The organism is Weissella fangxianensis (assembly GCF_024718545.1).
GTDB classification, from domain to species: Bacteria; Bacillota; Bacilli; order Lactobacillales; family Lactobacillaceae; genus Weissella; species Weissella fangxianensis.
Genome location: NZ_JAMXDB010000026.1, coordinates 1 through 22,828 on the forward strand (window position 1 = coordinate 1; position 22,828 = coordinate 22,828).

At 36.3% G+C, this 22,828-nt stretch carries 27 protein-coding genes, 1 pseudogene and 1 other annotated feature; of the genes and pseudogenes, 12 read left to right on the plus strand and 16 right to left on the minus strand.

Going from position 1 to position 22,828, the window contains the following annotated elements:
- The first annotated feature begins 2 nt into the window (after nucleotides 1–2).
- On the plus strand, nucleotides 3–95 hold the full coding sequence (locus NGR58_RS07190; protein WP_407077141.1) for an IS3 family transposase: 93 nt from the start codon (nucleotides 3–5) through the stop codon (nucleotides 93–95).
- Nucleotides 96–167: 72 nt separating this feature from the next.
- Here the strand turns inward: NGR58_RS07190 and NGR58_RS07195 are convergent, their stop codons facing one another.
- Both NGR58_RS07195 and NGR58_RS07200 read right to left on the minus strand, forming a co-directional pair.
- The gene (locus NGR58_RS07195; RefSeq protein ID WP_258088888.1) at nucleotides 168–524 is read right to left on the minus strand and encodes a DoxX family protein; all 357 of its coding nucleotides are present in this window, start codon (nucleotides 522–524) and stop codon (nucleotides 168–170) included.
- Between the two features lie 22 nt (nucleotides 525–546).
- Nucleotides 547–1,623 carry a lipocalin-like domain-containing protein gene (locus tag NGR58_RS07200; protein WP_258088889.1) on the minus strand — a complete coding sequence of 359 codons (1,077 nt, stop codon included), beginning with the start codon at nucleotides 1,621–1,623 and terminating at the stop codon, nucleotides 547–549.
- Between the two features lie 115 nt (nucleotides 1,624–1,738).
- Here NGR58_RS07200 and NGR58_RS07205 point away from each other — a divergent pair, with 115 nt between their 5' ends.
- Nucleotides 1,739–2,260, plus strand: coding sequence for a TetR/AcrR family transcriptional regulator (locus NGR58_RS07205; RefSeq protein WP_258088890.1), 522 nt, complete (start codon nucleotides 1,739–1,741; stop codon nucleotides 2,258–2,260).
- Between the two features lie 78 nt (nucleotides 2,261–2,338).
- On the opposite strand, the gene NGR58_RS07210 is transcribed toward NGR58_RS07205, so the two are convergent.
- Entirely contained in the window at nucleotides 2,339–4,297 is a 1,959-nt protein-coding gene (locus tag NGR58_RS07210) for an alpha/beta hydrolase (RefSeq protein WP_258088891.1), read from the minus strand.
- A gap of 326 nt (nucleotides 4,298–4,623) precedes the next feature.
- Between NGR58_RS07210 and NGR58_RS07215 the strand changes: the two genes are divergently transcribed.
- Together NGR58_RS07215 and NGR58_RS07220 are read left to right on the plus strand one after the other, a co-directional pair.
- On the plus strand, nucleotides 4,624–5,295 hold the full coding sequence (locus NGR58_RS07215) for a 2,3-bisphosphoglycerate-dependent phosphoglycerate mutase (protein ID WP_258088892.1): 672 nt from the start codon (nucleotides 4,624–4,626) through the stop codon (nucleotides 5,293–5,295).
- A gap of 31 nt (nucleotides 5,296–5,326) precedes the next feature.
- Nucleotides 5,327–5,614: a hypothetical protein gene (locus tag NGR58_RS07220; RefSeq protein ID WP_258088893.1), complete on the plus strand. Its 288-nt coding sequence runs from the start codon at nucleotides 5,327–5,329 to the stop codon at nucleotides 5,612–5,614.
- A 58-nt stretch (nucleotides 5,615–5,672) separates the two neighbouring features.
- Here the strand turns inward: NGR58_RS07220 and NGR58_RS07225 are convergent, their stop codons facing one another.
- On the minus strand, nucleotides 5,673–6,536 hold the full coding sequence (locus NGR58_RS07225; RefSeq protein WP_258088894.1) for a DUF975 family protein: 864 nt from the start codon (nucleotides 6,534–6,536) through the stop codon (nucleotides 5,673–5,675).
- A 172-nt stretch (nucleotides 6,537–6,708) separates the two neighbouring features.
- Nucleotides 6,709–6,957 (plus strand) — a binding site (T-box leader).
- Between the two features lie 48 nt (nucleotides 6,958–7,005).
- Here NGR58_RS07225 and NGR58_RS07230 point away from each other — a divergent pair.
- The gene (locus NGR58_RS07230; RefSeq protein WP_258088895.1) at nucleotides 7,006–7,833 is read left to right on the plus strand and encodes a MetQ/NlpA family ABC transporter substrate-binding protein; all 828 of its coding nucleotides are present in this window, start codon (nucleotides 7,006–7,008) and stop codon (nucleotides 7,831–7,833) included.
- A 7-nt stretch (nucleotides 7,834–7,840) separates the two neighbouring features.
- Here NGR58_RS07230 and yaaA read toward each other — a convergent pair whose 3' ends face one another.
- Complete coding sequence (gene yaaA, locus NGR58_RS07235; RefSeq protein WP_258088896.1) at nucleotides 7,841–8,581, minus strand: peroxide stress protein YaaA; 741 nt, start codon at nucleotides 8,579–8,581, stop codon at nucleotides 7,841–7,843.
- A gap of 229 nt (nucleotides 8,582–8,810) precedes the next feature.
- Here yaaA and NGR58_RS07240 point away from each other — a divergent pair, with 229 nt between their 5' ends.
- Nucleotides 8,811–9,800, plus strand: a complete 990-nt coding sequence (locus NGR58_RS07240; protein ID WP_258088912.1) for a LacI family DNA-binding transcriptional regulator — start codon at nucleotides 8,811–8,813, stop codon at nucleotides 9,798–9,800.
- 315 nt (nucleotides 9,801–10,115) lie between these two features.
- Nucleotides 10,116–11,555 (plus strand): annotated as a pseudogene (locus NGR58_RS07245) (alpha-galactosidase); the annotation flags it as partial.
- Nucleotides 11,556–11,655: 100 nt separating this feature from the next.
- On the opposite strand, the gene NGR58_RS07250 reads toward NGR58_RS07245, so the two are convergent.
- From NGR58_RS07250 to NGR58_RS07280, 7 genes are all read right to left on the minus strand, one after another.
- Entirely contained in the window at nucleotides 11,656–12,201 is a 546-nt protein-coding gene (locus NGR58_RS07250; protein ID WP_258088898.1) for a GNAT family N-acetyltransferase, read from the minus strand.
- 110 nt (nucleotides 12,202–12,311) lie between these two features.
- On the minus strand, nucleotides 12,312–12,839 hold the full coding sequence (locus NGR58_RS07255) for a GNAT family N-acetyltransferase (RefSeq protein ID WP_258088913.1): 528 nt from the start codon (nucleotides 12,837–12,839) through the stop codon (nucleotides 12,312–12,314).
- 10 nt (nucleotides 12,840–12,849) lie between these two features.
- Nucleotides 12,850–13,119, minus strand: coding sequence for a GNAT family N-acetyltransferase (locus tag NGR58_RS07260; RefSeq protein WP_258088914.1), 270 nt, complete (start codon nucleotides 13,117–13,119; stop codon nucleotides 12,850–12,852).
- Between the two features lie 3 nt (nucleotides 13,120–13,122).
- Nucleotides 13,123–13,398 (minus strand): hypothetical protein, encoded by a 276-nt coding sequence (locus NGR58_RS07265; protein ID WP_258088899.1) that lies wholly within the window; start codon nucleotides 13,396–13,398, stop codon nucleotides 13,123–13,125.
- A gap of 227 nt (nucleotides 13,399–13,625) precedes the next feature.
- On the minus strand, nucleotides 13,626–14,993 hold the full coding sequence (locus NGR58_RS07270) for an aldehyde dehydrogenase family protein (protein ID WP_258088900.1): 1,368 nt from the start codon (nucleotides 14,991–14,993) through the stop codon (nucleotides 13,626–13,628).
- Nucleotides 14,994–15,168: 175 nt separating this feature from the next.
- A complete protein-coding gene (locus tag NGR58_RS07275; protein WP_258088901.1) occupies nucleotides 15,169–15,495 on the minus strand; it encodes an AzlD domain-containing protein in 327 nt (108 codons plus the stop codon).
- Nucleotides 15,482–16,189 (minus strand): AzlC family ABC transporter permease, encoded by a 708-nt coding sequence (locus NGR58_RS07280; protein ID WP_258088902.1) that lies wholly within the window; start codon nucleotides 16,187–16,189, stop codon nucleotides 15,482–15,484. The genes NGR58_RS07275 and NGR58_RS07280 overlap by 14 nt, the downstream gene beginning before the upstream one ends.
- A 111-nt stretch (nucleotides 16,190–16,300) precedes the next feature.
- Between NGR58_RS07280 and NGR58_RS07285 the strand changes: the two genes are divergently transcribed.
- Together NGR58_RS07285 and NGR58_RS07290 are read left to right on the plus strand one after the other, a co-directional pair.
- Nucleotides 16,301–16,861 carry a helix-turn-helix domain-containing protein gene (locus tag NGR58_RS07285; protein ID WP_258088903.1) on the plus strand — a complete coding sequence of 187 codons (561 nt, stop codon included), beginning with the start codon at nucleotides 16,301–16,303 and terminating at the stop codon, nucleotides 16,859–16,861.
- Nucleotides 16,862–16,937: 76 nt separating this feature from the next.
- The gene (locus NGR58_RS07290) at nucleotides 16,938–17,078 is read left to right on the plus strand and encodes a hypothetical protein (RefSeq protein ID WP_258088904.1); all 141 of its coding nucleotides are present in this window, start codon (nucleotides 16,938–16,940) and stop codon (nucleotides 17,076–17,078) included.
- A gap of 73 nt (nucleotides 17,079–17,151) precedes the next feature.
- Here the strand turns inward: NGR58_RS07290 and NGR58_RS07295 are convergent, their stop codons facing one another.
- On the minus strand, nucleotides 17,152–17,574 hold the full coding sequence (locus NGR58_RS07295) for a GNAT family N-acetyltransferase (protein ID WP_258088905.1): 423 nt from the start codon (nucleotides 17,572–17,574) through the stop codon (nucleotides 17,152–17,154).
- A 32-nt stretch (nucleotides 17,575–17,606) separates the two neighbouring features.
- Complete coding sequence (locus tag NGR58_RS07300; RefSeq protein WP_258088906.1) at nucleotides 17,607–18,254, minus strand: transmembrane-type terpene cyclase; 648 nt, start codon at nucleotides 18,252–18,254, stop codon at nucleotides 17,607–17,609.
- A 263-nt stretch (nucleotides 18,255–18,517) separates the two neighbouring features.
- Here NGR58_RS07300 and NGR58_RS07305 point away from each other — a divergent pair, with 263 nt between their 5' ends.
- Nucleotides 18,518–19,609, plus strand: coding sequence for a glycerol dehydrogenase (locus NGR58_RS07305; RefSeq protein WP_258088907.1), 1,092 nt, complete (start codon nucleotides 18,518–18,520; stop codon nucleotides 19,607–19,609).
- Between the two features lie 158 nt (nucleotides 19,610–19,767).
- On the opposite strand, the gene NGR58_RS07310 is transcribed toward NGR58_RS07305, so the two are convergent.
- Both NGR58_RS07310 and NGR58_RS07315 read right to left on the minus strand, forming a co-directional pair.
- A complete protein-coding gene (locus NGR58_RS07310; protein WP_258088908.1) occupies nucleotides 19,768–19,983 on the minus strand; it encodes a restriction endonuclease subunit S domain-containing protein in 216 nt (71 codons plus the stop codon).
- Nucleotides 19,984–20,010: 27 nt separating this feature from the next.
- Nucleotides 20,011–20,784 carry a hypothetical protein gene (locus tag NGR58_RS07315; protein ID WP_258088909.1) on the minus strand — a complete coding sequence of 258 codons (774 nt, stop codon included), beginning with the start codon at nucleotides 20,782–20,784 and terminating at the stop codon, nucleotides 20,011–20,013.
- Between the two features lie 144 nt (nucleotides 20,785–20,928).
- On the opposite strand from NGR58_RS07315, the gene NGR58_RS07320 reads away from it, so the two are divergent.
- Complete coding sequence (locus NGR58_RS07320; protein ID WP_258088910.1) at nucleotides 20,929–21,471, plus strand: TetR/AcrR family transcriptional regulator; 543 nt, start codon at nucleotides 20,929–20,931, stop codon at nucleotides 21,469–21,471.
- 177 nt (nucleotides 21,472–21,648) lie between these two features.
- Entirely contained in the window at nucleotides 21,649–21,738 is a 90-nt protein-coding gene (locus tag NGR58_RS07325) for a putative holin-like toxin (RefSeq protein WP_258088911.1), read from the plus strand.
- Nucleotides 21,739–22,828: the final 1,090 nt, after the last annotated feature.

Genomic DNA, 22,828 nt, shown 5'->3' on the forward strand with positions numbered 1-22,828 from the left:
ATATCTATTACTACAATAATAAACGGATTAAAACAAAACTGGCCGGAAAAACTCCGGTTCAATACCGAAATCTTTCCGACCAGCTAGTTGCTTAAACTTCTCTCCAATTTTTGGGGTTCAGTTCACAAAGAATCTTTTCTTTGAGAGTTTTTTATAATTAGTAGTAATTAGACGGCATAAACGGCAATTGCTAGTAATAACAGGAATACAACTGTTACAAAGGCGGCATTTTGATATTCTTTAAACTTTAGATGTGTAAAAAAAGCACCTAACATAATGATCATTAAACCAATGGCTGCCCACATTGTTAATACGGGTAGAATATCTGTTGCTTTAGGTAAAATAAGTCCTAAAGCACCCAGCATTTCTGCCGTTCCGATGAACATAATGAGACCTTTTGATTCTAGATGGTCCATTTTTTTCAATTCGGCTTCTTTTTTGTTATATTGAAAAGTCTTAGAATAGCCAGAACTTAAGAACAGTAAAGCTAGTAAAATTTGTAAAATCCAAAGTACGATAACCATGGTGGATGTGTCTCCTTATAAATTATTCATTAATTGTTTTACCGAAGTACATCAATTCCCAGATACCATCGGGATTAACAGCTTCATCAACAATTTTATTGTCTGCATATTTTGTTACTTTGATAGTACCAGTAAAACGTAAATAAGCCCCATCAAAGCCGCTTAACTTGGCTAATAATTTCTTAATACCAGTCATTTCATCAATCATTTTGAAACCAGAGATAATCTTGTCCATGTTATATGTGACAACATAGGTGTTTTTCTCACCCTTAACAGTATACTTCAAGTTTTTTTGCACGGGTTTTTTGGTATTCTCATCAACGAAAACATCAGAATCTTCTACGACCATATTACTGTCATCACCACTAATGATTTCACCATGATCAGCAATCATCATTACGGGGAGCTTGCTATAATTATATGCCTTTTCTGCTGTTGTTTCTGTTGAGATAACTTTATAATTACCAACATCGGCACGACCCCAATACCAATGATGCATCATCTTAATCATCAGCTCATCACCCCAGTTATGGTCATGATAGCCTTTACCAGTTATGTCACTTGTTTGACCATTTGTAGTCAGCGTACCAATAACGTCAGCGGCAGGGACGGCGGGTAGCCAACTAAATTGTTTATCACCAAATAAATTGGCACCAGCAGCGGGACGCCATGAAGAAAGGGTGTTCTTAATGGTTAAATCAGCAGCGAAACCGTCTTTTTCAAAGTGTAAAGTATAGGTTTTTAAATCACCAGTTAGGTAATTCTTGCCGATATGGACATCGCAATAATCAGTACGCGCAGAAAACTCTTGTGCAGTAACATCTTCACGATAACTTGTTGTCTTGCCATCAGTATCAGTTACTTCAAACGATACCCAAGGGTTTAATTCGGTACTTAAATTAAAAGGATCTTTAGTCATAAAGGTGGCAACAACATTGCGACCATCTGTTAAGTTAGCGTCAAAATACCACCATTCGAAGTTCTTTTCATCCGCTTTTGTGCGCATACCATCTTCTCTAGGAAGAATCGTATTTGGTGTCACATTAAAACGAGCGTAATCTTCAGGTTTATTTGCTGCACGAGCGATCATTTTTGCCATAAATACTCTCCTTATCAATATCTCTTATTGTATGATATCCTTAGAGTAAACGCAGGCTTTACATGTGTCAACTTTTTCATGTTAAGTTTGTCAAAAAACAGAAAGTGTCAAGTTTATGTACGAAGGAAACAACCCAACGGCATTACAATCAAAGCAGATGATCGTCAATGCTATGTTTGAATTATTACAAGAAGAGAGTTATCAGAATATATCCGTTAAGAAGCTAGCTGATCGCGCAAAATTATCACGACAAACGTTTTATGCGAATTTTGCCAATCGTGAAGAAGTGATTCGCAGTGAATTGGATCGTATCTTTATGGATTATAAACAAGCAATTGATAAATCTGATAATTCGTCGTCGCAATTGATCTACTTATTTTTTAAATTTTATAAAATGCATGAACAAGAAATTGATGTGTTACTCGCTAACCACCTGGAACCATTATTGACTGAAGTCGCTCGTGAATGTATGAATAGTTTACAAATTTCAGGTGAGAACAATAGTCAATATGCCTATGGTTTTGTTGCCGGAGGATTAACGCAAATTTTGTCTGATTGGAATAAGCAAAATAAAGACTTGCCGATTGAAGAGTTGGCAGAGCTAACAGTAAGTTTGTTAGATACGTCTACTAGTTAAATAGCATAGAAAAACGTCCCGCTGGTTAAATTTTAATAACCAGCGGGACGTTTTATGCAATAAATAGTCATTAAAAAACTACTTACCCCATAAATAATCAGTTAATTTATCATTAACAACGGGGTTGTTGATGTGTAGGCGACTATGTTGACCACCTTCACCGGTAACCTCAAATTCTTGATATGAGCGGGCACGATCTGATACTAAATAGCGTAGGGCTCTTGTTGATTGAACCGTTACTAAGCCATCGGAACTAGTCCCATCTTTTAAGTCTCCATAAATATTGAGTACTTGCGTATTGATAGGGAAGTTATTTTTGCGTGCAAGTAAGGTGTTATATTCTTCGTGAATAATTTTCGGACGGCCATTTTTATCTAATGAATTTTCATGGGGTGTATCAACCCACAATCCGGCCAAAGCACCACTTGTGGGTTGATTGGCATGACCTTTATCTAAAATACCATTGTAAGGGCCAGCTAAGACGACCATTTTATTTAATCTGGGAAGGTTGGGGTCAGCGCCCCAGTGCATCCCGTAGTACACCCAGGCGTAGGCGCCCATTGAATGACCAACGGCATTAAAGTCTTTAATATTATACTTATCTCTCAAATAACTAACGATTCGACGCAAACCTTGGGCATAACGTACTTCACCAACACGGTTATTATCGAATTGTACCAAAATAACTGGATTATAATTATTACCAGTTAAGCGTCCTTGCACTTGCAATTTATTATCGCGTGTCACATGAATGATCATTTCTTCAGTAACAATATTCTGTTCAGTCCCGACCTTAATGAAAGATTGTTCAGCAGTTAAATTACTTGACCAACCATGCATAAAAATAGTGGGGGTCGTTGACATGACATAATTTTTAGCAGTTTGTGATTGCTGTTGATATGAAGAGAATGCCCACACAGCACCAACAGCAGTTAAGCCAATTGTCACTGGCAGAGCAATCTTTACACGTTCTGCTTTCTTTTCTTCTGCGAGTTGCTGTCTTCTATGATAGAAGTCAGTGTTTTTAAATTTACCGAGCAACCAGGCTAGCAAAATAGGGGCTGCTAAACCAATGATAATTCTAAAATACCAGTTATCCGTGAAGACAGTCAGCGTCGTTATATCAAAGGCTGCACGATGGTAAAACATGATTATTTCGGTATTTTTTCCAATGAAAGTAATTGGTGCAAAATTACCAAGATGCTCAAGCCCTTCGCAGGCAATAAAAACGACGAGACATAGAATTGGTGGAATCACAAAAGCTTGTAGCACATTGTGGATGTTAGAAGATTTTAGCCAGAGGACAAAATCAAGATTATCCGTTGCGTACAAATATAGTAAACCAATAAAAATGAGCGTACCAACAAGGGCAAATAATTGTTTGCGACGCCAGTTTATCTTCGGAAATAGTTTGAAAACATAATAGCCAAGTAACATCCAAAAGACAGCTAACAAAGCTATTTGTGTGTCCCATGGGAAATCAGCACTACCAAAAAATGTAATATCTTGCAAGGCGACACCAAGAGCAAATGAACCAATGGCAATCAAAAATTGTAGCCAAACCTTTTTAACATAAGATATAAGTAAGGTTGTCATGAAAATGGCGAGCATGTAGGTAGTCATATACCAGAAAACACTGAGGTAATTATCAAGCGTACTACCACCATATATTAAACGTCCAAAATAGGAAAAGGTATATTCCCAGGACTGCTGTCTAAAGAAGTGACTTAAAATAATTAAAATGGCACCATTTAGAAAGTAGGCAATTAATAGAGGTTTGATGCGATGACCGAATAAATAAGACCAACCTTTAAAGTCATGGCTGATTTTTTTTAGGAAAAAACCACCGATCATGAAAAATAGCGGCATATGCCACCAATAGATGGCGTTGTAGGCAACATCCAAGCCTTTTCCAGCTACATCATTAATGGCATGACCGCTCACGACAGCGATAATTCCAAAACATTTTGCATAATCAGCCCATAAAACTCGTTTCTTTTTTGTTGTTTTGTTTGTATCGATTGTTTCTGTATTCATAAAAAGTTATTTATCCATCTCCTTAAGGCACTTTTTTACCTAGCAACTAAAATAACGTACTTTTCCAAAAAAAACATTAAAAAAGGCTTATATAAGTACCACAGACTGTCAAAAGTATATTATTTTGAAGAAAAATTGATATATTTGAAGTCAAAAGATTTGATAAGCAGTACGTTGCTATTTAGTTTTATTTGGGAAGACTTTTTTCTATATGAGTAGAAAAGATAGTCCTATAAAATGTATGTTACATATTTAACAAACTGTGGTTTACGTTTATAATAGAATCATATGTATGATACTTGCACAATAAATTAAGGAGGCTGCCCATGGTTAAATTAATATTGATGCGTCATGGTGAAAGTACGGCAAATATGCACAATACTTTTACTGGTTGGACCGACGCAGCACTGACGGATAAGGGACGTGTACAAGCTAAAGCAGCTGGCCAATTGCTTAAAAAAGAGCATATTGAGATAGATGATGTTCACACGTCATTTTTGAAAAGAACTATTATGACAGCTTATATTGTTTGCGATGAATTAATGATTAACTGGATTCCCATATTTAAAACGTGGCGTTTGAATGAACGTCATTATGGTGCGTTAGCAGGTTTAGATAAAGATGAAGCACGCCATCAATTTGGTAAACAGCAAGTTGAGCGTTGGCGACGAGGATTTAAGGATTTACCACCGCAATTATCAGTTAGGGATCACCAGCCTGCGTATGATCGTATTGGTGTTGACGTGCCATTATCGGAAAGCTTAGAGATGACACTGACGAGAGTGCGTGCTTATTGGGATAAAAATGTTGCACCACGACTGAGAGCGGGCAACAATGAATTGATCGTTGCTCATGGTAGCAGTTTACGTGTCTTGGTTAAATACCTTGACCAGGTTTCGGATGATGAATTAGATCAGATTGCTGTTCCAAATGCAAAGCCGATTGTTTATACATTGGACGATCATTTACAAGTTATTCATAAACAAGTGTTTGACTAAACTGCTAGCTGGAAAGAATAAGGTAACTGAGATGAAGTATATTGAGACGGTTGATGGTAGTGAGCTTCATATCCGTGAGGGTGTGCTTCATCTGATGGGCAAGCGACGGCATATCGCCAGGGATGTTTGGATTATAGTTGGGGATGATTCTCAAACTAAGGAAGAATATTACGAAAGTGATGCGCCGAATCGTTTAGGCTTTACGAAATTTTTGATTATTCCGCGTAATGATCAAGGATTAATCGCCATAATCGAAGAAGTTGGTCTGGATAGAGCAAGTCAATCAGGTAAGCAGCAGTTAATGATTGTTGAGCAATAATGGTATAAAAAATGCGAGTATCATGTAAAAATGACACTCGCATTTTTTATTTTTAGACTTAATTTGAAGGGTGTAGTACAACAGGCTGAACTTTAGGGCTGTCCTGTTGGGCTGCTGATTCGTCTTGTTGTTTTTGTTTGTCATTCAATGTATCAAAGTAGCCGGCTAGGGTTAATATCATATAAGGTATGGTATAAAAACCAGCTAGACCAAGTGTTACTAATGTTAGTAGCATCCACCAGAAGAAACTTAAATTCATAACAAATATCTCCCAGCGATGGCCGATCATTAACTGACGTGATTTCGCAATTAATTGAAATCCTTTCAGTGATGGCTCATTAAAACCGACAAATGGGACCAAGATGTACTTATATAATTTTAGGAGATAAACAATAGCGAATACTACGATTAAAGTAATCCCAACTATTAATAACCAATAAACAAAGCTAGGAACTGGTGTGTAAGTCAAGCTAGAAATGATAATGAGTAAAAACGATGCTTGCGTGACTAATTGACCAACAAATACTAATGCGCCCCAACCAATTAGGAATAAGGTCACCATCCAGACGCTTAGCCATAATGTTCTTTGCCAATGCTTTGTCAAATAGGTTTTAAACCATGATTGCATTGGATTGGCTAGTTCAGAATCATCACGCAATTGTTTAAGTGATTGGTACGATTGTACATACTGGGTGTAGGCAATAATAAGAATAGCAGCAATTGCCAGCACAAGGTTGGTTATTGCTAAGGCTGTTGATGAACTGTGTTCGTCTGCCATATAAGAGACAAAAACTTCTAAATAAAAAATTAGAATAATAGGGGCTGTTAAACCAACATTTCCCCATAAATCTTTATGTAAAGTCGTTTTTGCTTGCTGTTTTAATTTTTTTCGAATGGCTTTTCTGTCATATGATTCATCCATTTATTTGTCCTCCTGGATTATTTCTAGTACCAGGGTAACATAATTCAATTAATTCGTAATATCACTTCTGTTATTCCAAAATATATGGCATCAGTAAGTTACGATAACATTAGCTTTAAATGATAAAACACTAATTTACTTATTGACTTTTAATTTTGCATTAAATATAATAAATGCAACGAAGAAGAGGTAAGTAGTTAAAACTAAGTTGTTCAGAGAGTTGCGTTTGGTGGAAAGCAACCAATGTTAGTTAACGAAAATGGCCTTGGAGTTTAAGAATTGGCGAGTTGCATGATTAGCCGATTCCGGTAGCGCCCGTTATTGCGCTAGAGTATTACCGCATAGATGCGCGTACTCAAATTGAGTGTTTGTTTATTTGGACAGAACTCGGGTGGTAACACGATAATTAATCGTCCCGTTGTATTACATCATGTAGTACGACGGGATTTTTTATTTGGAGGAGAAAATTATGAGAAGTGAAATTAAATTTGGACTTGTTTTAGCGACCACTGCATTAGCAACAACGGCTGCCTTACCAGTAGTCAACACGAATGTTGATGCAAAAAAGACCGTAACTGTTGGTGTTGTTGGCGACACATCACGTGAACTTTGGGAAGATATTGGCCAAAGAGCCCAAAAAAAGTATGGCATTAAAATTAAGCTAAAGGAATTCAATGATTACGTAAAGCCTAATCAGGCTTTGGCGGATGGTAGTTTAGATCTGAATGCCTTTCAAACAAAAATTTTCTTTGATGATCAAAACAAGAAATTAGGGAATAAACTGAAGTCAATTGGTAAGACCGTCATTGTGCCTATGCGTTTATATTCATTAAAGGCTGACAAAATTAGTGACATTAAGAAGGGGTCGACGATTGTCGTCCCAAACGATGCAACTAATGAGGAACGTGCCTTAAACGTTCTTGTGCAAGCAAAGCTCATCAAGTACAACAAGCATGTTACTGATCCGACGGCGAAGAATATTACATCTAATCCTAAAAATTTGAAAATCAAGGAAGTTGATGCCGGACAAGCTGTTTCAGCTTTGCAGACAGCAGACGCAGGGGTTATTAATGGAAACTTTGCCCATGATGCAAACTTAAAAGACAAAGATATTTTGCTGACACAGAACTTGAAAAAAGGTGTCGATCCATATGTTAATTTGATTGCAGCACGTAAGGATGAAGCTAATAAGAAAGTTTATAAGCAAATTGTTAAACTTTATCAGACAAAAGAAACGAAAAATGATATTAAAAAGTTATTTGGTAACTCACAATATGCTGCTTGGAATTTAAAGTAATTTATTTTTATTTACCAATAAAGACTAGTCGCTGTGAGTCAGAACGGTCAGCATCAAAAGTGTATGTCTCTGATTGAAATTGTTTAAGCTGTGCAATCGTTGTTAATCTATTTTCCACGATAAATCGAACCATTTCGCCACGTGCTATTTTAGCTAGCGTGGCTTTTGTTTTGAGTTTACCATTTATGAGATGGGCAAAGATAATATCGATAAATTGATCACCAGCTTGTAGGTAAGGGGTAATTGTTTTAGCATATTCTTTCGACGCCAGATTGATAATCGGCCCTTGATTATGGACTGCTTGGTATAAACGATCACCCCAAAATTCATATAAATTCTTAGTACCAGCAACTTTTAAATGCGCCCCCATCTCTAGTCGATAAGGGACAATCCCATCAAAGGGTCGTAATGCGCCATAGAATCCAGATAGGATCCATAGTGTTTTTTGTAGGTAGTTTAAAGCAGATTGGCTCAGAACACTTGGTGCCATGTATTGGTATTGAATACCTGAATAGCTTAGGATTGCGGGGGTCAAAGGCTGCTGTAAATCCATGTTTTGTAAATTTTGATAATTTTCTTGTGTGAGTTTATCACTGGTTTGCCATAACTTTCGTGCTTCATCATAGGTTAAACCTTGTAGCGCTTGAAAAATCTGTTCCGTATAGTTTAAATAAAGTGGTGTTTGAATTGGTAGAAAATTAGTATCATCAGTGACCATTTTCTTTGCGGGTGCAATAATAATTTGCATGATAAATTACCTCCAGTTAAGAATTATTTAGTGGCGTAAGCATTAACGGTTATTTTAGTTTTATTTTATACTTATTATATAAAATGTTTTTGATAATCGATTGATATAAAAAAGGTTTAAAATAAAAGAAATCAGTAAGGCTAAACAGATAAGACATATGTAAAGTTATCTGTTGCTTTAATAATAACGGATGAGGGAGAAAAATGGCGAGTATTCAAGACATTGCTAAATTAGCAGGGTTTCTAAGGCGACTGTATCGAGAATTTTAAATGAAGATACGTCGTTTTCTGTTTCTGAAGCAACTAGAAATCGTGTGTGGCAGATTGCTAATAAATTACAGTATAAATTATCAGATGTTGCTGTGAGGGATAATTCAGAAAAGTTACACTTAGCATTGTTAAGTGCCGTTTCAGTTGAACAGGAACTGAGTGATTCATATTTTCAACAGATCAAACTAGGGTTAACGCAGCAAGCAAGCTTATGGGGAATGAAGATTGCTAATGAAATCAGATTGCCCACTAACGATAATGTTCAATGGGAACGGCTTTCAATATACGGTGCCGTACTTGTTGTGGGCGTTTTAACAGAGGACTTACTGGCCAAGATCTATCAGTATAACCAAAATATCGTGATAATTGATGATTATCGTGATTTCGAAAACTATGATGTTGTGCATAATGATTTTGGCAGACGTACAAAATCTATTCTAGATTTATTATATCAACGTGGTCACCAAGATATTGCCTTTATTGGTGGTAATAAAAAGTTAATGGCGCAAACTGGTTTATCAGAGATTGATGCTGTCGACGAACGACAAAAGGCTTATGTTGAGTGGATGAAAATCAATAATTTGTTAGAACGAGCTAATCAACAGATTACGGGTTGGGATACAGAAGATGCGGTTGCTGCAACAAAGAAGATACTTCTGAGTGATAAGCAACCAACAGCAATTGTGACCGGGAATGATCTACAGGCCGTTGGTGTATACCGGGTTATTCAAGAAAAAGGTTACAAAATTCCAGAAGATATTGCTGTTGTCAGTTTTGACGATATTGATATGTCACAGTATTTGTTCCCATCTCTGACAACTGTTCGACCAAACTCTCGCGAATTAGGCAAGGTGGCCATTAATTTAGTTCGGGATAAGATCGTTGGTGATAGATTGGCAGCTGTCCAGGTGACCGTCAATTCAACTTTAGAGATCAGAGAAAGTATTTAGAAAATAATAGCATAGTAAAAAAGTAAACAATCATATATTGTAAATACTCGAAACATAATGAAAACAACCAGAAGATAGTTAGTAATTACATACTAACTATCTTTTTCTTTGCAATTTTATCGAAGAAAATAGTCTTACAAATAATAAAGTAAGCGGCCGCAATAGTTTTGCGGTTTGGTAAACAAGTAAACAAATCCACTTTACTGCTTTAATTTCGTTCGTTTGTTCGTGGAGGGAACATTATGCAAAATATTAATGGGCAAGAACAACAGAGTACCTTAAAGAAAATGATATCTCGAACGTCCTATGCTTTTGGTGTACTCGGGAAATCATAAAGAAGAAGTTAGCAAGGATCCATTTGGTACGTATCGTATTAGTATGGGAATTAATGATGATCAGTTTGACTGGTTATTGGCGCCAAATGAAAGTTTCCAAGCACCAGAAGTTATCATGACTTATTCTAATACGGGTCTCAATGGCATGAGCCAAGCGTTGGCTGATTTGCTACAAAATAGGGTGGCTCGAGGAAAGCATCAGAAAGCTTTGCGACCAATTGTCGTTAATAATTGGGAAGCCACATTTATGGATTTTGATGAGGAACAGTTACAACCACTTGTGGACGAAGCCAAAGATATGGGATTAGAAATGTTTGTCTTAGATGACGGCTGGTTTGGTCATCGTGATAATGATGATTCATCTCTGGGTGATTGGCAGGTATATCAGCAAAAGTTTCCTAAAGGCTTACAACATTTTTCAGACTACATCCATCAGCAAGGATTAAAGTTTGGTATTTGGTTTGAACCAGAAATGATTTCTATAGATTCAGATCTATATCGGCAACATCCAGAATATATGTTGCGTGTCCCTAATCGTGAGCCAAGTCCAGCACGTAGTCAATTTGTCTTGGATATGGGGCGGAAGGAAGTCCGTGAAAATATCCATCAACAAATGAAGCAAGTATTAGATAATTGCCCAATTGATTACATCAAGTGGGATATGAATCGAAATTTGTCAGATATTTATTCGCATGACTTAACAGCTAATCAGCAGGGTGAAGTTATGCATCGGTATGTACTGGGGCTGTACGAACTACTAGAGGAGCTGACGACTGAGTATCCAGACATTCTATGGGAAGGTTGTTCTGGTGGTGGTGGCCGTTTTGATACCGGTATGCTATATTACATGCCACAATCATGGACAAGTGATAATACGGATGCTGTCGCTAGAATGCAAATTCAGTACGGTACATCATTGGCTTACCCAATTTCATCAATGACGTCACATATTTCTGTATCGCCAAACCAACAAACTGGTCGTTTGACTTCACTAGAAACTCGTGGTGCGGTTGCTATGAGTGGTGTGTTTGGTTATGAATTGGATCTGACTCAGATGACTGAAAATGAAAAGCAAGCAGTTAGAGACCAAATTTCATTTTATAAAGAGATTCGGCAAACTATCCAATATGGTGAGTTTAGTCGATTACTTAATCCGGAAGAAACAAATTATGCTGCTTGGATGTTTGTCAGTGAAGATCAGCAAGATGTTGTGGCATTCTCCTTTAAGATTTTATCAGAAGCGCAACCAGCGTATCATGTCTTAAAATTAACAGGGGTGATGCCAGATAAGGATTATCAAAATGTTGAGACTGGTCAGATTATTGGTGGGGATGAACTAATGACCACCGGTTTCTATGAAGAAGTATCGTTTGAAGACTTTGCTTCGAAAATCTATCGATTCAAAATGGTTGCGGACTAATAGAACACAAATATATTTCATAATAACGTGAACGGCATCCCCTGAGTTGGAAATACTCGGGGGATGCCGTTCGTTTTTGTAGATAAATTAGTTCCGATAATTATTTTTTCCATTCATTTTTAAGCAAAGTCCAAATATTGCCATCATGGAAACCATCCGACAGTAGTTCATTGGCGCGAATACAACCATCCAAATGGAAGCCCGCTTGTTGCGCAACATGATTACTGCGCTCATTATCAATAGCTGTATGGATTTCTATTTTGTTTACGTGATAGTCAATAAATCCTATGCGACACATACCAGACACAGCCCGATGCATGATACCTTTACCAACAAATTTCGTCCCTAACCAGTAGCCGATTTCGGTACTTTTATCCATGCTCCGAAATCGATTAAAACTGATCATGCCAGCGGGTTGATCCTTGTAAAGAATAATTGTAGACATAGAATCGCCAGTTCCAAATTCTGCTAATGTATCGGATAAAAACTTTTCTTCATCTGCAACAGTTTTGGTATTGTCCACCCATGGTAACCATGTTTTTAATTCATCACGACTTTCGTTCATCAAGTGGAATACAGCTTCAGCATCAATTTTTGGCCTAGGTAAAGCTAGACTAATTTCATCATCAATTTTAAATGTAAACATATTCTTCCTCCTTTGACTGAGTTTCCTCTATTAAACTAATAAACTAAAAATGATGCATAACTAATTCCCCTGTACGTAATTAGCTCAAGACCCTGTGAACTATTTAGAAATTATTTTACCCATTCGGAACGTAAGACACCATATTTAACTGAATCCCAGTATTGGTTTTGCCAAAACCTGACTTGTCGGACTTCAGCTTCTTTTGTGAGCTCTAAACTTTCTGCTAATCCGATCATACGAAAATTACCTGACCAAGTTGTTAAGCCAATATGGGGCAGTGACGTCGTTTTGAATAACTCATCTATCCATTGTTTTAAAGCTAATTTTCCAATACCTCGATGCCATTTATCCTGTTTATAAACGACAATGCCTACATCCAACCATTGGTTGAGTGGTTCATCTTCATAATAGGCTGATACCATACCAATCATTCGATTATCAACCCAGATTATTTTATGCAGGGGATTTTGCAAATATTTATTGTCTTGGTCTAAATTAATAAATGCTTGCTTTTCAGGTAATTTATCATGAAAGTAGGGACCATTCCATTTTGTCCACTCAGCGTTAGGGTTACTGAAGGCTAGATTCCAAAAATCTATTAGTTCATCTTGCTTTAGTTCTTTTAGTTGTAATTCCATATTGTTAACTTTAATTGCCATTCCATTCATTTTGTAGTAAAGACCAGATGTTTTCATCGTGAAATTCGCCAAATAATAAAATACTTTCTCGTTGTGTGGTTTCTAAGTGAAATCCGGAATTTTTAGCCACTTTATTACTGGCAAAGTTATCCGCTGCAACATAAATTTCTATTTTTTGAACGTTATACTGAGTGAAAGCTAGAGAACACAGTTCGTGTATTACTTGTAACATGATACCTTTTCCTGTGAATTCATTTCCCAACCAATAACCAAGTTCAATTTTTTAATTATTTGGTTCTCGAATTTTAATTGATACTGATCCAGCAATCAAATCTTTATACCAAATAACGAAATTTACAGAATTTGAGGCACTTAAATTTCGCAAGTTCCTTACTAGTGATTTTCTTTCATCTTCTATACTCTTAATTTTTAAAACCCAAGGTAACCAGGGAATTAATTCATTACGACTCTCATCAATCACTCTGAATAGAGAAGGGGCGTCTATTTCAGGTCTTGGTAAGCTTAAATGAATGTCATCATTAAGTTTGTATGTAAACATACGATTTCCTCCCCAAAACAGCAAAGTTATTCTCTTAACGAACACGTTAACACATCTAATACTAATTATTATAATCTATTTCTAATTTTTTGGAAGAGTAAATTGTTTTTATATTCTTTTATGTGAGGACTGTATTACTATTAAAATAGATAAAAAACCATTTAGAAAATTGCGGCGTTTAACCACATTTTCTAAATGGTTTAGTCTATCTAGATTTAATTATTCAATTAGTACATGACTGGCTTGATATTAGCAAATTCATAGATACCCCAGTCGCTTAATTCACGACCATATCCAGAATCCTTAACACCACCAAATGGGACTTCAGCTTGAGAACTTAAAATAGAGTTTATCGTGACTTGACCAGTTTCAATCTCTGAAGCAATTTTCCTACCACGTGCAATATCCTTTGTGTAGATGGCGCCACCTAGACCATGACGGGAATTATTTGCAATCTTAACGATTTCATCATCTGTTTGGGCTTGATAAATCTGTGCTACGGGACCAAATAGTTCTTCCTCGTACATTGGATTATCATCACTCATACCAGTCAAAATTAATGGTGAGAAGCCAGCACCGTCGCCAGGAACTGGCTTTGGGTCACCATACAAAATTTCAGAACCACCAGCAATCACTTTATCGACTTGATCTTGTAATTGTTGTTGGGCACTCTTAGATGAAAGTGGGGCTAATGTTGTCTTTTCATCTAATGGATCACCTAATTGGTATTTAGCAAATTCTTCTTTTAATGCTTTCAGAAATTCCGGGTAAATCTTGGCGGATACAATATAACGCTTAGCAGCTGTGCAGACTTGTCCAGCATTGGTTAATCGTGCTTTGGCAGCATCCTGAGCCGCTGTTGGAATATCAACATCATCTAGGACGACAAAAACGTCAGTTCCGCCTAGTTCCATCGTCGATTTTTTCAAATTTTGACCAGCTACTGAAGCAATTTTACGTCCCGCATTTTCGGAACCAGTTAAAGCGACCCCTTGCACACGAGGGTCCGCAATAATGTGGTTGATTTGATCATAATCAGCAAATATATTGGTGAATGCGCCTTCCGGTAAGCCAGCGTTTTCACAGGCTTTCTGAAAGGCTAACGCGGCCTCTGGCACAATACTAGCGTGCTTTAAAATGACCGGATTTCCTAAAATAAAATTAGGGGCGAACATCCGCATGACCTGAGTGTATGGGAAGTTCCAAGGTTCAATCGCTAAAACGATGCCAGTGCCAGAAAATTCAACTTCTGCTTGGCCGTTCGTTAAATCATTGTATGGCTTTGGTTGCATGAACTTAGCGCCATTTTTAGCATAATAACGTGCAAAAGAACTTGTTTTTGCGACTTCTTGGCCTGCTTCCGTTAATAATTTACCCATATTAGTTGAAAGTATACGGGCGTATTTCTCAGTGTTTTTTTCGAATTCATCGGCTAGTTTATTTAAGAATTGTGTTCGTTCTTGAACGGCTTGTTTTTGTGACTTGTCATAAAAGGTTTGGGCTTTGTCTAAGATAACTGACAATTGTTGATCAGTTACGTTATCAAACTCGCGAATTTTTTGTCCATTGTATGGATTTATTGCAGTATAACTCATTTATAAATTACCTCCTAAGCGGGGAATATTTTTACTACAATATTATAATAAGTTTTATCCTCACTATAATGCCAATTTTTTGCTTGTAAGGAGTAGAAGGTAGTTAAAATAATATAAAATTAAAAGCCGTCTTACCTTACAAGTGAGACGGCTGAAAAAGAAACTTGAATAACTATTAGATTAAAATGTTGATTAAACTTAACGATAGGACACCGACTAAGACGATTAGCAAAAGGCTCTTTGTCAGGATTGCTGTAATAACTGTAGGAATTGACGCCAATAAGTTAGGCCATTCGATACTTGGTAGCTGGCCAATATGTTGGATAAATAAGCTTTCGAACCATAAGCTAGACATAATAGCAATCGGAACAAAGTTTAAAAATTCGATGACTTTTTTTGATAGTGTCATATTTTTTAAAATGACCAAAGGTAGGATTCTTGAGAGCCAAGTCGCTAAACCACAGCCAATGATTGTATAAAGGATATAATTAGTTGAAGGCATGTTTAATCACCGTCCCAAAATAACAAGCTAGAATCGTTGTTAATAGAATAACCAAGTTTGCAGGAATAAAAATTAGACCAAGATAGACAATTACAAGCGTAAAGAGAATAACGATTAATTGGACATTTATTTTTATTGACCGATCCGAGATTATTTGTAAATACAATAAACCAATAAACATTGCGGTAATGGCAAAGTTGAAACCTAATTTCTCAGGATTTGTAATTAGGCTACCCAATGTCGCTCCGAGCAGTGTACCCATTATCCAAGTAACGTAGGCAACGATATTTACTGTGTGAAACCAACGAAAATTTAGGCGATTATTAGTATAGTTTAGTTTGTTCATTCCCAGTGCGAAACTTTCATCGGTTAGAAAAGTACCGATTAGGATATTTTTGATCAGTGATTCCTTTTTAAAGTAGGGTGCAAGAGTGGCACTCATTAAAATCAAACGTGAATTTACTAAAAATACAGACAAAATAATTGATAGAATGGGGCTATGTGTCAATAACATGGTGGCTACGACAAATTGGGCAGCCCCCGCATAAACAATGATTGAGATAAGTAAAATAATAAAGACACTTAAACCAGACGATTGGCCAATAATACCAAAAGCAGCACCAATACCAATATAGCCAAAAATAGTAGGTAATGCTTCTCTCAAAGCTGCTTTGGGTGTTAATGAATTATTCACCGTGAAATCCCCCCCTTATTTCTAATTTGTTCTTTTTGTTATTCGTATTGTATAATATAAAAAACACAATGTAAATCCAAATTGACTTAAATGACACGGAGATTTTTTTATATGGATATTAATGAAGTGATTGCTAACAATTTAATACGAATTAGACAGGAAAAAAATTTAAGCATTAGTAAGTTGGCGGTACTGTCAGGGGTTAGCAAGGGAATACTTTCTCAGATTGAAAATCAAACAACTAATCCTACGATTAATACGATTTGGAAAATTAGTTCGGGGCTTAATGTTCCTTATACAGAACTGATGAATGATAGTAGTGGTTTCGCTAAAGTCATCACAGAAGATCATACGCTTTTTCAATCTTCTGATGATAATGCGTACCGTATTTATGGGTATTTTCAAACTAATATGCGTAGAGATTTCGAATTATTTCGAGTTGAATTGGATGCTGGAAAAAAGCATGATTCGGTCGGTCATTCGACAACGAGAAAAGGTTCAAAAGCAGAAGAGTACATATTAGTTGTTCAGGGTGAGTTAACGTTAATAGTTGAGGGAGAGACGTTTGTTGTTAAACAGAATGAGGCGATATCCTTCGACGCCACCACAGAGCATCTGTATAAAAGTACAGGAGAAGACATGTTAGTCATGACAATGATCAACTATTATTAAACCTTATTAGTCAAAAAATGATGCTTTGTATGATATTATTCTGGGTAACCAATGATTTGTCAGAGGAGGTTAATAGATGTTATATCAAGTTGTTTCAAGTGCGAAGATTGAAAATCTTGAAGAAAAAGTTAATGCACTTCTTAAAGATGGTTGGAGAGTTCAAGGTGGTTTTTGCCGTTCATCTGGTAACAATTTCCAAGCGATGATAAAAGAATAATAGGCGGAATATGGAGCAATAATATAAACGATTAACAACAAAAAAGCCATCTGTCAGACAGATGGCTTTTTTGTTAGTTTTGATTTTCCGTTGAATGATTTGCTTGTGCGTCACCTAAAATCATAAAACCAGTGTTAACATTTTTGAAACCTAATTTAGCATAATAATTCATGGCACTTGGAGCCGCGAAAAGTACTAACGTTATATCTTTACCGAGTTGTTCCTTTAGTTTATCAACCAATTTACGGCCAATACCTTGATGCTGGTATTCATCTATAACAGCTAAATCTGCTAAATAACAAACATGGCCATAATCAGTTAAAGCACGTGCAACACCGACTAATTTGTCACCATCCCAAGCTGTCCATAAAATTGAAGCACCAGATAACATTTTTTCTAGAACTTGTTGGTTGTTAACCGGCCGGCTGAGTCCAGCTTTTTTAAAGACGGTAGCTAGTTGTTCTACGGCTAATTCTTGTTGATTCGTATATTGCATTTTATTTTGACCTCTTTTGAAGATTTTTAATATTAGAACTTTGGGTATTGGCCAAAGTTTATTGCGAGTCCTTGTTTGTCAATTTTTGATAGCAGGATAATGTAGACTAAATCAAAGACGAAGCAAATAACACCGGTTAAGATAACGTAAATATTTACTTGTTCTATTAAGCCACCTAAAATCGATGGTGCCAGGGTTCCTATCCATTTACTGTAAGCCATCAACTGACTTTGTCCCCTTGAGCTATTACGTGACAGGAGCATAGAAACGAATAAAATCGACATCGCTGCATTTTGAGCAAATGCAGAGTAAATTGAGCCCCAATGATTGCCAAATTCAAATAGGAATGCGAATTGGAAAATAAAGCAAACGATAAATATAGCAATACTACCTAAATAAAAATAATTTTGGAATAAATTAGGGAAGTCACGTTTACCATACCTAAAGAATGTTACGATAATCCCAACATCCAAAAGTGCCCAGATTAAGTTGACCCAACTTTGTGGATCAGTAATAGAGGTCGTTAAACCAGAGAAAGCATAGATTGTTTCCCAAGCAAAGTTAAGCCCTAGAGCAAAAACAGGCATACCATAAGTACGATCTTTAATTCCTTTGCGGATCAATTCAATATAAACAATTGACCAGCAAATACCACTCAGTAATTGTAAAAATAAAGTCATCAGAAAACTCCTTTTTAAAACTAAAGCCCGGTTCATATTATTTCATAATATTCTGCACTATTTAATGATTATCTTAGCATATTTTTGGTTCAAACTTGTGTGCTAACTTAGAAAATAAGTGCAACTAACTATTTACGAATATATATGTTTACTTTGAGATTACTTGAGCAATTAATTAGTCAACGACTCTTCATATTTGTTAAACTGTAATTAGTGAAATAAATCACTAAATAGGGCAGTCATTTGATATGGGGGATATTAATATGGTTAAAGCATTTGCAAGTCCATCGCACTATGTTCAGGGAAACGGGGTACTTGATAATCCCAAGAAACACCTTGAGAATCTTGGAGAAAAGCCAATATTATTGTGTGATGACATTGTTTGGGAAATTATTGGTGACAAATTAAATCAAACATTGGCAGCTGACTTCGCAGTGACTCATGTGACGTTTGGCGGTGAAGCGTCGGAACAAGAAATTGATCGAGTTGTTGCAATTGGCCAAAAAAATAGCAATGATTTTATCATTGGCCTAGGTGGAGGTAAGACATTAGATACCGCAAAGGATATTGCTGATAAGTTGCAAGTCCCTGTTGCTATCTTGCCAACGGTCGCTTCGACTGATGCACCATGTTCAGCCTTGTCAGTACTATACACACCTGAAGGACAATTCGCCAATTATGCTTTTTATGATAAAAATCCGGATATTGTTTTAGTTGATACCAAGGTTGTTGCTAATGCACCTGTCCGAAATCTTATTGCTGGTATTGGTGACGCAATGGCTACCAATATTGAAGCACAAGACGTTGCCAGAGGTTATAATAAGTCAATGATTGGGCAGTCGCCAACGCTTGCATCATTAGCAATTGCACAAACATGTGAAGATAATTTGTTCGCTCATGCCCATGAAGCTGTTGCCGCAGCAAAAGCTAACGTTGTGACATCAGCATTAGAGACGGTCGTCGAAGCCAATACGTTATTAAGCGGTATCGGCTTTGAGAGTTCAGGATTAGCTGCTGCTCATGCCATTTATAATGGGTTTACTGTTCTTTCTGGTGAGAGTGAAAAGATGATGCACGGTGAAAAAGTTGCCTACGGTTATCTTTGTGAATTGGTGTTAGATAATGTGCCAACTGAGGTTTTAAATGAATATATCGATTTTAATCAATCGTTAGGCTTACCAACTACTTTGGCTGACTTGCATCTGGAGGATGCAACTTATGACGATTTCCTGAGGGTTGGGCAACAGGCAACCATTCCAACGGAGACAATTCATCAAATGCCATTTGATGTAACGGCGGAAGATGTTGCAAATGCGATTATGACAGTCGATAGTTACGTTAGAAATCGAGGATAAAACAAGTCATTAAGTACAGTAATCAAGAGATAAGATAAATAAAAATAGCCACTTGTTTTAACAGGTAAAAGGCGATTCCAAATTAATTTATCCAGTCATTATTGGCGTATGAAAAGTCCCATGCAACAACATGAGACTTTTTTGTCTGTAAATGATAATTAATCTAGCTCGCACAATTCATCAATCATTGCAGAAAACTTCTTTTTGATTGGTGGCAGGGGAATCATATTTCGTAATTCGCCTAAAGGTTTATTTTTCATCATACCGACGGAAGGGCGATCTAACAAATTACCTAAGTGTTTACGTGCAATTTCAGTACCTTCTGGTGTGTCTAAGACTTCTTCAAAAGTGGTCTCTTCATTAAATCTTGCCATATTTTCTCTCCTTTAAATTAATTGATTTTATATTTGTTCTGCTGCAATTTTTACTAATCCTAAGAATTCACTAGCTAAATGCACTTCATGACCTTTAACTAATTCTTCTGGTGTTCCCTTGGGAAAACAGCAGGTTAGTAGCATTTCTATACCTTCATCAGTATCCTTTATATAATGTGCAGCTAAAGTATGCATATTAGTTCCATCACCAAGCTCAGAATAACCAACAGTGAATGGTAGATAATCAGATGGAATATCTAATGGAATATCGATGTCAGGCGCAAATTGAATACGCATAAGGTTTGGACCACCAAACATACCCATGCCTTCAAAACCAGCAGGGACTTCTTCAGTCATCACATGACCATAATGTTCAGGGTTAGCTGCAAGGGAAGAATTATCTCCGGCCATTGCTAGCATTAGACCTTCACCAAGGTCATCCATTGATACACCGGTCACTTTCATGTGGGTAATACATGGTTCGTAGGAATCACCTTCATGATAATTTGCGATAATATCTTTCCACATTTTATCTGTACGTTCTATTTCATCGTGGTACAGTGCCAAAAGTTTATCGGTACCCAATTTCACTTTGTTTTCTAAATTAATTCTTGCGGCATCTTCTTTACTTAAAAAATCAATGTCGATATAACTTAATGATTTGTCTTGGTCGGTTACGTCTGCGCCAAGATAAATCATTTCGTGTAAAACATGTTTGTTACGTTCAAATTCAAAAGCTTCAATCATTTGTTGTGAGTAAGTATAACCGTCAATTTTAAATTCAACCTGATAATCTTTCATATTGATCTCCTTATGTTGTCTGATTAATTCTCATTATAGACAAAGTGTATCACATTTAGTTATAATAAAAGCGCTTTCATCCGAGACAATTTAGCTAATATTGTATCGGATAATATAATTGTATATTTTATTTAGGGAGAGACTATGGATAAGCGAATTGAAGCTAATCAAAAAGTTAAAAAGCAAATTGAAGATGCTTTATTTACATTACTAAATAGTAATAGTTTTTCTGACATTACAGTTACCGATATTGTGCGAACAGCAGGTGTTGCGAGGGCTTCTTATTATCGAAATTTTGATTCTAAAAAAGAAATTATTGAATCATATATGGAAAATCAGCGCCATGATGTGGCAAGCTTGATCACTTTTTCTGAATCATTGTCAGACATTTTTAATGAAAAGAAGCTAGTTACTGCATTACAGCATTATCTTCATCAAAAGGATCGTTTGTTATTACTTTACGATAATGGGTTTGGGACTTTTTTGCAGGATGATATGAACCGATTTGCTGAATCAATATTAGGGGATTTTCCCCAACGTTCAATGAAGCGGTATACTTTGTATTTTCTTTCAGGCGCGTTGTTGAATACTATTATTCAGTGGTTGAAAGGTGGTGCCCAAGAATCGCCAGAAATAATGGCAAAAACATTGATTGATATGTTATCACAAGATTTTAGAGCGTTTTAAGATTACCAGGTGTATCGAAAATAGTGTCTTTATTTATGCCTATATTTTGTTGAAAGTATCGATGATATAATACGGATATGGGTTAAAAGGCGGTGGCTAATCTTTCCGAAAGGGGTTGATGCCTATGAACGAGTGTTCGTAGACTTCAAAATCTAATGAAAGGAGGATTAGCTGGACATGTCTGTTCACGATGCAATATCTTTAATGATATTGTTCGCGACTTTCGTAGTGGCTTTGTTGACATATGTCGACAACCACCGAAAGTAAGACAAAATAAAAACCGCCCATAACTTTGACGAGTCAGGCGGTTTAATCTTTATATTAACTCAGCCACCGTTGAAGTAGCCCAGGCTCCGTGTTACCAGCACGGGGCTTTTTTGATTACAAGTAGATTATAACATGGCTTGTTTTATTAACCAAATAAGGGAGTGTTAAAACTAGACTAATGTTCGATTTACTTTAGATTATTACAGCTAATAATGTTTATATTGTCAGTGCAAGTTACAAGGTATATGTATCCTAACTCTATGTCGAAGTTAGGAGTCTTAACACATTCAGTAGTTTGTCGTATCAATAACGCAAGGAGGGTGTCAAGGCGATCTTTAAGGCGTCCACTTTCCAGGTTCATCAAGTTAAGTTATTCTCACTATATCATGTTCTAGTGTATAGTTGTTGAAATGACTTTTATTGTATTGTTAAAGTTATATCAAATGTCAGTGATTGCTCTTAAACGTATTCTATGAACATTTTTTATAATAAAGTAAGTAAGTTGTGCAAAAAAAGATAAAACGAGTTGTTACTATGAATCTAGTTACATGAGATTATATTTAAAATCAATCAATAATGGAGTTTGGTAATAATATATATTAAATAGTCATGGTTAGTTAATGGCGATATTAGAAATAATACAGTGGCGGATGTTGCTAATACAAAATAAAATGAACATAGGTTATTAAAGTTAATGGATTTAGAAAAAAGATTTAAAAAATGTACTGAAACAAAAAATACAGTAAAAATCGATGTTTTTGTTAAAAATTAGCCGAAAATAGGCAAATTATTATGATAAATTCTAAAATCGACATCACAAGCCACAGCATTACGTTTATATTTAAGGCAACAAGAGACATGGAACCCTTGGTATTACAGGGTTTATAATCTTGCTGCCAGTGAAAAAAGTGGAGCAGTTAATGCTTCTACATAGCTGACAGCAAAGTCCCTTGTTAAATCATAGTGAACTGAACCCCGTAAGTTGGAGTAATTTCCAAAACTTACGGGGTTTTACTATGTTTTCAAAAGAAGTACAAATTGAAGCTGTCACAATGTATCTACAAGGTATTCCGCCTTATAAAATACGGAA